Source organism: Mycobacterium sp. (assembly GCF_049585075.1).
Taxonomy (GTDB): domain Bacteria; phylum Actinomycetota; class Actinomycetes; order Mycobacteriales; family Mycobacteriaceae; genus Mycobacterium.
This window is the reverse complement of the sequence record NZ_JBAUZA010000273.1, coordinates 1-13,083: the sequence shown is the minus strand read 5'-3', so window position 1 is coordinate 13,083 and position 13,083 is coordinate 1. Positions and strand designations below refer to the sequence as shown.

The 13,083-nt window shown below is 65.2% G+C and carries 14 protein-coding genes, 1 tRNA gene and 1 pseudogene; 9 read left to right on the top strand and 7 right to left on the bottom strand.

Annotation, left to right across the window (positions count from 1 at the left end; genetic code table 11):
• Entirely contained in the window at positions 1-468 is a 468-nt protein-coding gene (locus tag WB785_RS13345; protein WP_424079813.1) for a VOC family protein, read from the top strand.
• Entirely contained in the window at positions 469-1,416 is a 948-nt protein-coding gene (locus tag WB785_RS13340; protein ID WP_424079812.1) for an LLM class flavin-dependent oxidoreductase, read from the top strand.
• A gap of 208 nt (positions 1,417-1,624) precedes the next feature.
• Here WB785_RS13340 and WB785_RS13335 read toward each other — a convergent pair whose 3' ends face one another.
• A complete protein-coding gene (locus WB785_RS13335) occupies positions 1,625-2,875 on the bottom strand; it encodes an HNH endonuclease signature motif containing protein (RefSeq protein ID WP_424079811.1) in 1,251 nt (416 codons plus the stop codon).
• Between the two features lie 166 nt (positions 2,876-3,041).
• Between WB785_RS13335 and WB785_RS13330 the strand changes: the two genes are divergently transcribed.
• A complete protein-coding gene (locus WB785_RS13330; protein WP_424079810.1) occupies positions 3,042-3,398 on the top strand; it encodes a DUF488 domain-containing protein in 357 nt (118 codons plus the stop codon).
• Here the strand turns inward: WB785_RS13330 and WB785_RS13325 are convergent, their stop codons facing one another.
• The 3 genes from WB785_RS13325 to crcB (WB785_RS13315) are packed head-to-tail and all read right to left on the bottom strand — an operon-like array spanning position 3,399 to position 5,238.
• Positions 3,399-4,487, bottom strand: coding sequence for a DUF190 domain-containing protein (locus WB785_RS13325; RefSeq protein ID WP_424079809.1), 1,089 nt, complete (start codon positions 4,485-4,487; stop codon positions 3,399-3,401).
• Positions 4,484-4,843 carry a fluoride efflux transporter CrcB gene (gene crcB / locus WB785_RS13320; protein ID WP_424079808.1) on the bottom strand — a complete coding sequence of 120 codons (360 nt, stop codon included), beginning with the start codon at positions 4,841-4,843 and terminating at the stop codon, positions 4,484-4,486. Before crcB (WB785_RS13320) ends, WB785_RS13325 begins: the two co-directional genes overlap by 4 nt.
• The gene (gene crcB, locus WB785_RS13315) at positions 4,843-5,238 is read right to left on the bottom strand and encodes a fluoride efflux transporter CrcB (protein ID WP_424079807.1); all 396 of its coding nucleotides are present in this window, start codon (positions 5,236-5,238) and stop codon (positions 4,843-4,845) included. The genes crcB (WB785_RS13320) and crcB (WB785_RS13315) overlap by 1 nt, the downstream gene beginning before the upstream one ends.
• 38 nt (positions 5,239-5,276) lie before the next feature.
• Between crcB (WB785_RS13315) and pgm the strand changes: the two genes are divergently transcribed.
• From pgm to WB785_RS13285, 6 genes and pseudogenes are all read left to right on the top strand, one after another.
• Positions 5,277-6,920: a phosphoglucomutase (alpha-D-glucose-1,6-bisphosphate-dependent) gene (pgm, locus tag WB785_RS13310; protein WP_424079806.1), complete on the top strand. Its 1,644-nt coding sequence runs from the start codon at positions 5,277-5,279 to the stop codon at positions 6,918-6,920.
• Positions 6,917-8,182, top strand: a complete 1,266-nt coding sequence (locus WB785_RS13305) for an MFS transporter (RefSeq protein ID WP_424079805.1) — start codon at positions 6,917-6,919, stop codon at positions 8,180-8,182. Before pgm ends, WB785_RS13305 begins: the two co-directional genes overlap by 4 nt.
• Before the next feature lie 13 nt (positions 8,183-8,195).
• Positions 8,196-9,431 (top strand): NAD(P)/FAD-dependent oxidoreductase, encoded by a 1,236-nt coding sequence (locus WB785_RS13300; protein WP_424079804.1) that lies wholly within the window; start codon positions 8,196-8,198, stop codon positions 9,429-9,431.
• A 66-nt stretch (positions 9,432-9,497) separates the two neighbouring features.
• Positions 9,498-9,570 (top strand) — tRNA-Ala (locus tag WB785_RS13295).
• A 148-nt stretch (positions 9,571-9,718) separates the two neighbouring features.
• The gene (locus tag WB785_RS13290) at positions 9,719-10,024 is read left to right on the top strand and encodes an acyl-CoA dehydrogenase family protein (protein ID WP_424079803.1); all 306 of its coding nucleotides are present in this window, start codon (positions 9,719-9,721) and stop codon (positions 10,022-10,024) included.
• A gap of 144 nt (positions 10,025-10,168) precedes the next feature.
• Positions 10,169-10,351 (top strand): annotated as a pseudogene (locus WB785_RS13285) (IS3 family transposase); the annotation flags it as partial.
• A gap of 11 nt (positions 10,352-10,362) precedes the next feature.
• Here the strand turns inward: WB785_RS13285 and WB785_RS13280 are convergent.
• From WB785_RS13280 to WB785_RS13270, 3 genes are all read right to left on the bottom strand, one after another.
• Positions 10,363-11,103, bottom strand: a complete 741-nt coding sequence (locus WB785_RS13280) for an NAD(P)-dependent oxidoreductase (protein WP_424079802.1) — start codon at positions 11,101-11,103, stop codon at positions 10,363-10,365.
• 121 nt (positions 11,104-11,224) lie between these two features.
• Entirely contained in the window at positions 11,225-11,668 is a 444-nt protein-coding gene (locus WB785_RS13275; protein WP_424079856.1) for a MarR family winged helix-turn-helix transcriptional regulator, read from the bottom strand.
• A gap of 266 nt (positions 11,669-11,934) precedes the next feature.
• The coding region (locus WB785_RS13270) for an alanine/ornithine racemase family PLP-dependent enzyme (RefSeq protein WP_424079801.1) at positions 11,935-13,083 on the bottom strand (1,149 nt) is incomplete at its 5' end.

Here is a 13,083-nt window from a genome sequence, read left to right as displayed (position 1 = left end):
ATGGCATTCGCGTTACGACCGGAGGACTACTACCACACCGGCATCGTCGTGCCCGATCTCGAGACCGCGATGGCCCGGCTCAGCGCGCTGGCGGGCTACCGGTGGATCAAACCGCTGACCTATACGCTGCCGTTCCGCACCGCCAACGGTTCCCGCGAACTCACCTCGACGTTCGTTTACTCGTTGCAGAGCCCGCACGTGGAGCTGATCCAGCAGGTGCCCGACAGTCCGTGGACTGCGGCGCGAAGCAACTCGGTCCATCACCTCGGATACTTCACCGACGACCTCGCCGAGAGCGCCCGGCTGCTCGAAGCCAACGGTTTCACCTTCGAAGCGACCGCTGATACGTCGCCGCCGGATCTGGCGTTGTTCGCCTACTACATCGATGAGTTCGGCACCCGCCTCGAGATCGTCGACCGCGCATTGTTTCCCGACTTTCCGGCCTTCCTGCAATCGGCGGCGAACTAGATGTTGCTGACCGTGCTTCGGTTCAACTTTGCGTCGCCGCAAGGAGAGCCACGCAAGCAGAGCGAACTGATCCGTGCTGCGCTCGAACTGGCGCAATGGGGCGAATCGCGAGGCATCACGACGGTAAGCGTCGACGAGCACCACGCGACCGGACACGGGTGGAGCTGCAACCCGATCATGGCTGCCGGCATGTTCCTCGCGCAGACCTCGACGCTGATCGCGAGCGTGGACTGCGCGCTCGGTCCGCTGTGGAATCCGGTCCGGCTCGCCGAAGACATTGCGCTTGTCGACAACATGAGCCGCGGTCGACTGCACACCACGATAGGTCTGGGCTATCGCGCCGTTGAATACGACGAACTCGGTGTCGATTTCAGCCAGCGCGGCAAGATGATGGACCAGCTGATCGAGCGAATGCTCTCCGTGTGGTCAGGGATAGGTTCGTGGACGCGGCCACATCCACCGCTCTACGTCGGGGGAGGCGCGCGAGTCACCGCGCGGCGCGCGGCGCGTTTTCGCCTTCCGCTCAGCCTGGCCGACCACCTGCCCGACGTCGCCGCCTACTATCGCGAGCTGTGTGCTGACGCGGGGATTGCGCCGCTGGTCATCATGCCCGGCCTGATCAACCGCGGCATGATCTACTTGCACGAAGATCCAGACCAGGCCTGGGCTCGGCTCGGTGAGCACATCCTTTGGGAGGCAGTCACTTACGGCGGATGGTCAAAAGACCAACGCTCGCTCATGCATCTACCCGGGGTCCAGACACTGGATGAGGTAAGGGCCTCGGGACGATACCGCTTTCTGACTCCAGACCAGCTGATCGCCGAGGTCCGCGACACCGACAACTACGGGCCGATCGTGCTGCATCCTCTGGTCGGCGGCATGCCGGTTGACGAGGCGTGGAAGTCGGTGCAGCTGCTCGCCGACAAGGTGGTGCCTGCGCTGACTTGAGAGAGTCAGCATGGTCTCAGGGCGAGGTTCCCCGACTTGGCTCAAATTAGTGCGCACTGTCACCGCGGGTGTTGGTGAGGGGCTGCGGAGTTGTCGGCCACGATGCCGACGACGCGGTAGGCGGCCGGGTAGTATGAACGAATTCTTTGATGCCCCAACATGTTTGAGTTTCAACACATTGCCGGTAGTGACGGCCCCGGCAACCAGGCTAGTTGTTTGTCGGTGGTGGTTGGGGTTGGAAGGGTTCATACCACCACCAGTCGGCGCGCTCGCCAGTGGGCCCCGGGCAGCGCGCCACCGCGGGCGGAGGTTGAGTTGGCGGGCGCGCCAGCGATCCCGGGCTCAGTGATCGGCCGGCGTTGTCGGTGACGATGAGCGCGTCTGCGGGTCCGGTGATGGTGATGACCCCGCGATGGTGCAGCCGGTGATGATAAGGGCATAGCAGCACCAGGTTGGCCAACTCCGTGGGGCCGCCGTCTTCCCAGTGCCGGAGGTGATGGGCGTGCAGACCACGGGTGGCGCCACAGCCAGGAACCGCGCACATGCGGTCGCGATGCTCCAACGCGCGGCGAAGCCGCCGATTGATCAGCCGGGTCGCCCGCCCCGCCCCAATGACCTCGCCGTGACGTTCGAACCAGACTTCACAGGTGGCATCACAGGTCAGGTATCGACGTTCAGCCTCGGGCAGCAGCGGACCCAAATGCAGTGCCGCAGCACGCTGCTCAACGTCGAGGTGCACCACCACCGTGGTGTGCTGGCCGTGTGGGCGGCGGGTGGCCTCGGCGTCCCAACCAGCCTCGACCAGGCGCATAAACGCCTCGGCGGCGCTAGGCAACGGGGGCCGCAGATCTGGGGCGCCCTCGCCACTGCCGTGATCGTGTTTCCACTGGGCGATCAGCGCATCACGATGCGACGCCAACGCGGCGTCGAACTTCGCGGCGTCATGGTGGCCAAGTCTGATCCGATAGCAGCTGCCCCGCTCGGTGCCGGTCGTGGTGATCGAGCACTCGGGCTCGGGGGATGGTTCGGGTTCGGGTCGCGGTTCTAGCTTGACCGCGGTGCGCAGCTGAGTGACCGTGGCACAAGCCGCCAGCGCCGCGTAATGCTCATCGGATCCCTCGCCGGCCCGCGCCGCGATGACCCCGACCTGATCGGCCGACAGTCGGCCCTCCCGCATGCCTTGGGCGCAGCGCGGGAACTCCTGCAGCCGGCCGGCGATCGTGGTGATCGTGTGAGCGTTTGCCGGCGAGCAGCCGGTTTTCCAGGCCACCAACGCCGGCACCGACCGCGCACCGGTAGCGCCCCACAATTGGTCACGATCGATCTCGGCCACGATCTCAACGATGCGCCCATCAACCGCGTTGCGCTGACCGGTCAACTCCGCCAACTCCTCAAACAGCACCTCAAGACGCTCGCTAGGACTCACCACCACAGCGCCAGCGGACGCGATCGAAGACACAACGCCATCATCGCAGCCACCACCGACAAAAACGGTCCACGCCGGAAGGCAATGGGTCAACCCGCTGCGACTACCGCGATCCCGATAGATGAGCCAAATCAGCATCGTCGCACGGTCAGCTGCTGGTGCAGGTATGGCTGGTGATAGCAAGGATTACCCTGGCGGCATGAGCGCCGAGAGCCGAATCCGGGTGGCTCGGGTCTATGACGATCCGAGCCCCGACGACGGTCGGCGCATCCTGGTGGACCGGCTGTGGCCGCGAGGATTCCGTAAGGACGATCCGCGGGTGGGAACATGGCTCAAAGACGTTGCACCGTCGAAAGAATTGCGCGAGTGGTACAACCACCAACCCGAGCGGTTCGACGAATTCGCAAAGCGATACCGCAAGGAGCTGCAGGGCAGCGAGGCGCTCGACGAGTTGCGCAAGCTCACCAAGCGCGGGCACGTGACTCTAGTGACCGCCACCCGCGAGGTGGACGGCAGTCAAGCCGCGGTGTTGGCAACGCTGCTGAAAGGCGGCTGATCAATAGTCGTAGCGCGCCAGCCGGGTGTCGCCGTCGCGGTCGGGCCCGGCGATGGACATCACCGCCGGGACCATTTCGCTGGTGACAACGCCGTGCTCGGCCGTCAACTCGTGGACGATGTCGAAGCTGCGCTCGATCCACTCGGGCGTATCGATGATGATCGTTACCACGGGCACGCGTCGCGTCAACTGAAAAAGCTTGTCGCCGTGAGGTTTTTGGCCACCGTTAAATCCCCAAATGCCGCGCAGCACAGTCGCGCCGCGCGCCATTCCGGAGTCCAGCAGCCGGTGAACGAGTGCGCGGTGGATCGGCACGCCGCCAGGACCGGTGGCCTCGCTGGTGTGAACCATCAGCTTCTGCCAGAGCGGCCGTTGTCGATCGTCGGTGTTGGGCAGCCGATGCGGTCGCGCGAATAGCTCCCCGCCGCGTTTACACAACCGCACCCGCTCGACGGTCAGCAACGGGTTTGGCGCCGCAACGCTCAGCTCAGCGACCGCGGCCGAAACCTGCGCCGCCGTCCCGATGGAGATGATCATCAGCGGAACGTTGACGTTGCGGCTGAAGAACTGAGCTCGATAGCGCTCGCCATGCGCGGTGCCGTCGACGCCTAAAAACACTGCACCACCGGAGAATTCGAGCCGATGCAGCAGATCGCACACCGCGCGGTATGCGGGCAGGCCGCCGATGCGTTCTTGTCGTCCCACGTAAACGGTGAGCTTGACGGCATCATCAGCGCCATTGTCGACCACATCGTCGCCACCGACCAGCCGTGCGCGTTCCAGCGTCACCAGTCCGTGATCGGTCATCGCGACGACGTCGTCGACCAGGGCGGTGATCTTCGATTCGACATCAACGGCGGCGATCGCCACCGGCGGGTCCTCGGACAAGCTCAGTGACTCGTCGGTGCGCAGCACATGCCGCAGCCCGAAACTCGCGATGCCGCGCAGCATTACGCTTGTTGCGAGTTCGTGGGTGTCGAAGAGATCCAGCATCGCGTCGGCCAAAAACCCAGGCCGCCGAGCACGATCGGTGACCACCCGCTGGCGCTCACCGAAGTAGGTGGTCAGCTTCAGACTTGGCTGGTTCATAGCCGACCCGCGATCCACTGCCCGAGCAGCGCGGCGGCAATACCCAAGACGATGCTGGCGACGAGATTGGCGACCGCGCCGCGAACCTGACGCTCCTCACCGAGCCGCTGGGTTTCCAGCATCCAGGTGGAGAACGTGGTGTAGGAGCCGATGAACGCGGTGTCAGCGAGCAGCGCGGCGTGCCTGCTCAACACCAGGCCGCTGAGCAGGCCGAGCAGCGCGGCGCCGCTGATGTTGACCGCGAGCGTTCCCAACGGGAACGACCGCGCCGCCCGTCGGGCAACTGCGCGGTCCACCAGAAACCGCAGCACCGCCCCGAGGCCGCCGGCTACCAGCACGCCCAGCCAGAGCAGCATCAGCGTACCGGTACCCGGCGCACCACCGCGGTGGCCAGATACACCGCCAGTAACCCCAACAGGATGCTGGCGGCGGTGTATCCGGCGGCCAGGCCGTAGCAGTGGTTCTCGATCATCTTCAGCGTCTCGACCTGCATCGTCGAAAAAGTCGTCAGCCCGCCGCACAGCCCCGTCCCGAGCAGGGGCCGGCGATAGCTCGACAACGGCAACCGCTCCAACAAGCGCGTCGTGAAATAGCCCACCAGGAACGCGCCCACAATGTTGACGGTGAACGTCGGCCAAGGCCAGCGGGTCGGGTCGGCGACCATCAGGCTGCTCAGGCCGGTGCGCGCCGCGGTGCCCAGCGCGCCACCGGCGAACACGGCGGCCAACTCGCGGTAGTCGTGACCGGGCACCCAAGCAGCGTATGCGGGACATCGGCAGAATTGGTGTCATGGTGGCCAACCCACGCGCCGGTCAGCCGGCACAGCCTGAAGATCTTGTCGATCTGCCTCATCTGGTCACGTCCTACTACGTGATCGAACCGGACCCGTACGACGTCGCTCAACAAGTGGTGTTCGGCACGTCAGGACACCGCGGCTCGGCGCTGGGCGGCGCGTTTAACGAGGCGCACATCCTGGCCATCACCCAGGCCATCGTCGAATACCGTGCGAAACAGGGCACCACCGGCCCGCTGTTCATCGGCCGCGACACGCACGGCCTATCCGAGCCGGCCTGGGTATCGGCGCTAGAAGTGCTCGCGGCCCATGACGTCGTCGCCATGATCGACTCGGCGGACCGGTACACGCCGACTCCGGCGGTCAGCCACGCCATCCTGACCTACAACCGGGGCCGCAGCGATGCGCTGGCCGACGGGATCGTCGTGACACCGTCGCACAACCCGCCCTACGACGGCGGTTTCAAGTACAACCCGCCTAATGGCGGCCCGGCAGATACCGAAGCGACAAACGCAATTGCCAAGCGCGCCAACGAGATTCTGCGAAATGGCGATACGGTGAAGCGGGTGTCGTTGGCCCGCGCGTTGCAGAGCGCGCAGCGCCACGACTACATGGACTCCTACGTCGATGACTTGCCCAACGTGGTTGACGTCGACATCATCCGCAAGGCCGGAGTGCGGATCGGGGCCGACCCACTCGGGGGCGCCAGCGTCGACTACTGGGGTGCGATCGCGGAGCGCCACAACCTGGATCTGACCGTCGTCAATCCACTAGTCGACGCGACATGGCGGTTTATGACGCTCGACCACGACGGCAAGATCCGCATGGACTGCAGCTCGCCGGACGCGATGGCAGGGCTGATCCGAACCCTGTTCGGCAACCCGGACAAGTATCAGATCGCCACCGGCAACGACGCGGACTCCGACCGCCACGGCATCGTGACTCCCGACGCCGGGCTGCTGAACCCGAATCACTATCTGGCGGTAGCCATCGATTACCTCTACACGCACCGGCCGTCGTGGCCGGAAGGCATCGCCGTCGGCAAGACCGCGGTCAGTTCGTCGATTATCGACCGGGTGGTCGCCGGCATCGGCCGCAAGCTCGTCGAGGTGCCGGTCGGGTTCAAATGGTTCGTCGATGGACTGATCGGCGCCACCTTGGGTTTCGGCGGCGAAGAGTCGGCGGGGGCGTCGTTCCTGCGGCGCGACGGATCGGTATGGACCACCGACAAGGACGGCATCATTCTGGCGTTGCTGGCCGCCGAGATCCTCGCCGTCACTGAAGCCACGCCATCACAGCGCTATCGGGAGCTAACCGAAAAGTACGGCGCCCCAACCTATGCGCGGATCGACGCGCCCGCAGACCGCGAGCAGAAGGCCCGGCTGGCCGAGCTGTCAGCAGACCAAGTCAGCGCCACCGAGTTGGCTGGAGAGCAGATCACCGCAAAGCTGACCACCGCGCCGGGCAATGACGCACCACTGGGCGGGTTGAAGGTCACCACGGCTAATGCTTGGTTCGCGGCCCGACCGTCCGGCACCGAGGACGTCTACAAGATCTACGCCGAGTCTTTCCGCGGTCCGGAGCATTTAGCCGAGGTGCAGCAAGCAGCCCAGGAGGTTGTGGATAAAGTCATCGGGTGACCCTCGCCACTCGACGCGCCCGCTTTGGCGGTTGGAGTCGCAATCCGACGAGGCTACCGCGCGAAGCCTGGGTGTTGATCGCGGCGAATGTGGTGGCCGCGCTTGGCTACGGTGTGGTGTCGCCGGTGTTGCCGGTCTTTGCCCGCACGTTCGGGGTTGGCATGGGTGCGGTGACTTTCGCGATCATCGTGTTCTCGGTGATGCGGCTTTGCTTCGCGCCGCCCACTGGCCTGCTGGTGCAGCGGTTGGGGGAGCGGTGGGTCTACCTGGCCGGGTTGCTGATCGTAGCGGCGTCCACTGGAGTGTCGGCATTCGTCCAAAACTATTGGCAGCTGGTGCTATTCCGCGCGATCGGCGGTGCCGGATCGACGCTGTTTTCCATCTCTGCGCTGGGTCTGATGATCCGGATCAGCCCGCCCGACGCGCGCGGTAGGGTCGCCGGGCTGTTCGCGACCTCGTTTCTGATCGGCTCGGTCGCCGGCCCGCTCGTGGGCAGCCTCACCGCGGGCCTTGGGCTGCGGGCGCCGTTTCTGATCTACGGCGTGGCCGTAATGATCACGGCAATCGTGGTGGCGTATAGCTTGCGGCGGTCCACGCTTGGCGTGCCCGCCGAGCAGACCGAGTCGGCAGTGACGGTTCGTGCCGCGCTTCGGCACCGTGCGTACCGCTCGGCGTTGCTGTCCAACTTCGCGACGGGCTGGGCGGTATTCGGAGTGCGATTGGCGGTGGTGCCGCTGTTCATCTCCGACGTGTTGGGCCGCGGGCCGCGGATGACGGGTTTGGCGTTAGGGGTCTTCGCGCTCGGCAACCTCATCGTGGTGCTGCCCAGTGGTCATCTGTCCGACCGGATCGGCCGTCGCGCCCTGCTGATCTACGGGCTCCTTGCCTGCGGCCTGGCGACCATCTGGTTGGGCGCGTCGTCGTCGGTGCCCGTCTTCCTCGTTGCGGCGTTCGTTGGAGGCGCGACCTCGGGCGTTTTCGCCTCACCGCAGCAGGCCGCGGTCGCCGACATCCTGGGCAGCGTGGCACGCACGGGTACCGCGGTGGCGACGTTTCAGATGATGCTCGATCTGGGTGCTGTCGTCGGCGCGATGGCGGTGGGTCAGATCGCCCAGCACCTGAGCTTCGGCTGGGGGTTTGCGATCAGCGGGATCGTCCTGCTCGCCGCCGGTGTGGGCTGGATGTTTGCCCCGGAAACGCGGGTAGCGGGCCAGTCGGCGTCCGAGGCGTGGGAGACAGGGGCCGCGTCGGAGCTGGCCTGAGGGAGGTTCGGCGATGGTTGAACCGCGATCGGCGATCGTGGTGGGCGCTGGCATCGTGGGGTTGTCGACGGCATGGTTTCTGCAAGAACGCGGCGTCTCAGTGACGGTGGTGGACCGCACCGGCGTAGCGGCGGGCGCCTCCTGGGGTAACGCCGGGTGGATTGCTCCCGCGCTGAGCATTCCGCTCAACGACCCTCGAACATTGCGATACGCGTTGCGGTCATTGCCGAATCACGATGCACCCGTGCATATTTCGCCGAGCACCGATCCGGTCCTGTGGAAATTCTTGTTCCGGTTCGCGCTGAATTGCCGGGAGTCGTCATGGCGACGAGCAGTGCGGGCGAACCTGACGCTCAACGAAGAGTGCATAGCGGCCTACGACATGCTGGTGTCCAACGGTGTGAACGCGCCGATTATCGACGCGCCGATCACCGCGTTGTTCCGCACGTCGGCAGAGGCCGAACACCTGCTGGAACAGTTTCAGCGTTTACACGAGGCCGGCCAGCCGAGCTCCACAACGGAGTTGACCAGTTCGGAGTTGCGTGAGCAGGTGCCGCTGGCCTCGAGCGCGGTGACGGTCGGTGTCCGCATCGACGGCCAGCGGTTCGTCGACCCCGGACGGTTCGTGCAGGCGCTGGGCCGCTCGGTCGTCGAACGGGGCGCGGCACTGGAGACCGTGGACGTCGCCGACGTGCAGACGGTCGCGAACGGCGTCGCTGTGCATGCCCATGGTGGTCCGGCGCTGACGGCCGAGGTGGCGGTCATCGCGACCGGTGCATGGCTGCCGGGATTGGTACGCCGCTGGGTTCGGGTTCCAGTGCAGGCCGGGCGTGGTTACTCCTTCACGGTGCCGGTGGAGCGCCCGATATTTGGCCCGATTTATCTGCCGGATGTGCGGGTGGCGTGCACGCCGTTGAATGGCAAGCTGCGGGTCACCAGCATGATGGAGTTACGTCGTCCCGAAGCCCCCGCGTCTGCCGCCGTTATTGATGCCATCGTCGACTTGGCGGGCCCGTTCTTCGAAGGGGTTCGCTGGGCGGAGCGCGACGAGACATGGGTAGGTCCGCGCCCGTTGAGTCCCGACGGGCGCCCGCTGGTGGGGGCAGTCGTGCAGAACCGCGTCTTCGTCGCGGGCGGGCACGGCATGTGGGGCATGAAGCAGGGCCCGGCGACCGCCCGGCTGTTGGCCGAGCAGATCGCCACCGGCAAGCAACCGCCGGGCCTTTCCGAATTCGACCCGCTGCGCTAGACGCGCCCTGATCAGCGACTTTGAAGGCGGGCAGGCCGTGGTGTAGCTTCGATGGGCACAACATCTGGGGCTATGGCGCAGCTGGTAGCGCACCACACTGGCAGTGTGGGGGTCAGGGGTTCGAGTCCCCTTAGCTCCACTCATGTGACGAGTCGAGTCATGGGTTACACCTGAGTCGCGTCATTGGTGACAGGTTGCCCCGGCCATCGGCCGGGGTTTTTCTGTTGGTTGCGCCAGTAGTTTGTGGCGGGGTCGATGTGATGGCTGCTGAGTATGTGGTGGCGAGGATGAGCACGGGGGTGCGGCGGCTCCAGAAGGCTGCCCTGCGGGTCGACGCCGGTGAGCGCGTAGCCGAGCCCGAGGCCTCGATGGCCAAGACATTTGCGACGCGGTTGGCGGGAGATCTAGCGCGCGACGCCATCCAGGTGTACGGCGGCTACGGATTTGCCCGCCAGGTGGCGGCGACTGGCGAGACCTTCCGTTTGGAAGAAATCTACCGCGACGCGAAGATCCTGGAGATCTTCGAGGGGGCCAACGAGGTGCTGCAATGGGTGATCGCTCGCCAGCTCATCGGGCGTGACGTGACCGGTTGAGGCCCGGGCTGATGTTGTCTCTGTCTATTCGGGGCTCTGGGCGAACACGGAATCGAGGTGGAAGGCGACCAGCGCGATCTGGTCGTCGAGGCTTTCCTCGCATGCAGATTCGAGGTGCTCCTTACGTCCGAGCAGGTCGCCGTCTCGACCCACCGGTTGTGGAGCGTGTTCGGCAAGAAGCGCGGCAAGAACGGCAAGGTCGGTCCACCGGTGCATGACGATCTAGTGGAGCGGGACTTTAGCGCCCATGGCCCAAATCAGTTGTGGCTGAGCGATATTACCGAGCATCCGACACGTGAGGGCAAGCTGTATCTGTGTGCGATCAAGGCATCGGTGACTTATTTGGTGTCGGTGACGACGACGATCTGACGGATGAAGGTGTTTTCCACGGCGGAGTGAAGGAGAAAATCGGCGACGTTTGCGCGGGATGTTGAGGGGAGGATCGGCAGTTTTGTGACATTCTCGAGCACGGTAGCGGTGTATCGGCTGCTGTCCCGGTTGTTCAACGCCCCAGGGTATTCGAGGGTCCATTTCAGATCGCTCGCAGTCAAGAGAACTTCCGACGCGGCTTTGTCGGAGTATTTTTTGCGCAGCGCTGTGCGGAAGAACAGGCCAGCCAGAAATGATGCCTTGGCAAGAGAGTCGCCGACTCCGAACGCGGAGACGACGACGAAGCGATCGACTCCTGACGTTTTCGCGGACGCGATGACGGCGCGGACTGTGTCCGTGATCAGCGTCGGGGTTTCGCGAACGTTTTTGACCCCGAGCGTGCTGATGACCGCGTCGTGGCCTTGGGCTGCCGTCGCGATCACGGCCGCGTCGGTGACGTCGCCGCTGACGATTTGAGCGCGCGGGTCAACGGTGGCGTCGGCCCGCCGAACGAGGGCGGTGACCTGGTGGCCCTGGTCGAGTGCCTTTTTGACGAAGGGGACGCCGGTGCGGCCGGTTGCTCCAAGGACAAGAAACTTCATAATATTTCGCTTTCTATTGAGGGATGCCTGGGCGTGCTGGTGCGCGGTGTTTTTCAACCCTGCATCGCGGCAACCGCCCCGTCCATCACCGGAAATCGTCAGGATCATTGACGATACTAGTCAACAAAGCTGACTACTGTCAAGGCGGAGTCGAAGCCTGCTGTCGTCCGCTGGCTCCGGCGGCTCGGGCGAACGGGGGTCGGGGGCGGACGGCTCAGCGCGGCCGGGTTTACCGCTGGTAGGGGTCGGTGATCTCGCGGAATTGATCCAGGATCTGGTGCAACAACGTGAAGTTGCGGGTGCCCAGGTAGGCCTTCCACTCCGCGAGGATCTCGGCCGATGTCGCGACGGCCACCTGGGCGGCTCGGCGGCCACGTTCTTCGATCACGATCAACCGGGCGCGCCCATCGGTCGGGTCGAGGACCCGGCGGACATATCCTAAGCGTTCCAGTTGATCGACCAGCACGCCGGCGCTCTGCTTACTCATTTGGGCCTGATCAGCGAGCTCCGTGAGACGCGAACCGTCCGGGGCGATGCGTTGAAACACCCGGGCCTGGGCCAGGGTCCAGTCGTCGAACCCGGCGTCCTGAATGGCCCGAAAGATCCGATCCTCCATGTACCGATACGGGATGAACAAGGCCACCCCTAGATCAACCGGCTGCTCGTCGTCCATACCGTTCTCCGGCTCCACCGCCCACCTGCTCCCATGAGGTGCACACCCTACGTCCACGCTGCCGAGGCAGATCCCTGCCGACACGATCGCAGCGGGGCGCGCGCTGCGTTCCGCAGTCTTCATCTATGCGCTTCTGTGACTTCGCACCGTTTTCCGTCGGTACTACTCTATGACTACAAAAGTCATTGTAGCTGACTAATATCAGCGAAGGCTCGATACGGAAACTGGGCGACATCGCCACACGGAGCGTCGGCGGATCAAACGACTCAAGATGGGGAAGGCAGGTCGCCACCGGCATCGGGGTCCGGCACCGAGCGGGGGGTCGAAACCTGGATCGGTGTTGGCACGTGGGTCGCCTCGGGTGCGACGGAACGGCCGAGGTGCTCGACCTTGGTGACGAAGGGCGAGGTCATCGCCCGCACGAGTGCGCCGTAGCCGACACCGAAGTCGATCTCGTCGCCGACCGCGACAGGGTGATCGCCGAGGTCGACCACCAGGTGGTCGCTGCTCATCCCGAGGATCGTGATGCCCTCGGGTGGCTGCAGACCGTCGGGGTCCACGTCCTGGCGACCGAGGGCAAGGATTGCTTGGTGCACGGTCCTGCTGCCGGTGCGGACCGGCGCCTTGCCGAAGGCCGCCTGAGCACGATCTCCCCAGGGTTGAGCCGGTTTCATGGCGACCTCGATGACCTCGGCGGTCAAGGTGAAGGCGTCCGTGTGCAGGCCGGGGATCGGTGTCCGGTACAGCGGATCGACGCCGAGAAGGATGGCTTCGCCGAGTCGGAGATCGTCGATCCGGCCGACGTCGTGGGTGTGCAGAGCCCAGGTCAGGTTCGCCGAGTTGCCGCCTGAGACAACGTCGAGAGAGATCCCGTGCAGCGCCTCGATGTCGTCCGCGAGCCCGGTGAGGATGCCCATGTTCCGGTCGTCGGGCATGACACCGTTCTGACAAGCGAGGTTGGCGCCGAGCCCGACGAGCCGGAGGGAGGTGTGACCGAGAACGGTCCGCACGGCCTCGGGGGCGTCGGCGAGCGCAATGCCCTCGCGTAGGTCACCCAGCTCGAGCATGAGCACGACGGCGTGCGTCCGCTTCTGCTGGGACGCAGCGTGATTGAGCGCCGCCAGCACGACGGCGTCGGCGTTCAGACTGACGTCGGCGACCTCAACGACCCGTGCCACTTGGCTGAGCATGGGTGAGCGGATCAACGTGCGTAGCGGCGTTGGGTCGAGCCCGGCCAGCCGGGCGAGGTTCGGCACCCGGGAATCACCGAGGCCGCGGGCGCCGCCGCGCAGCATCGCCGCGCCGACTCCCGGCGAGCCCAACACGGCCTTGGTGATCCCGGTGACCCGGATGCCCGTTAAGGCAAGCCGATCAACCAGGATCCGCGTGTTCTGCTCGATCTTGTCGAGATCGGT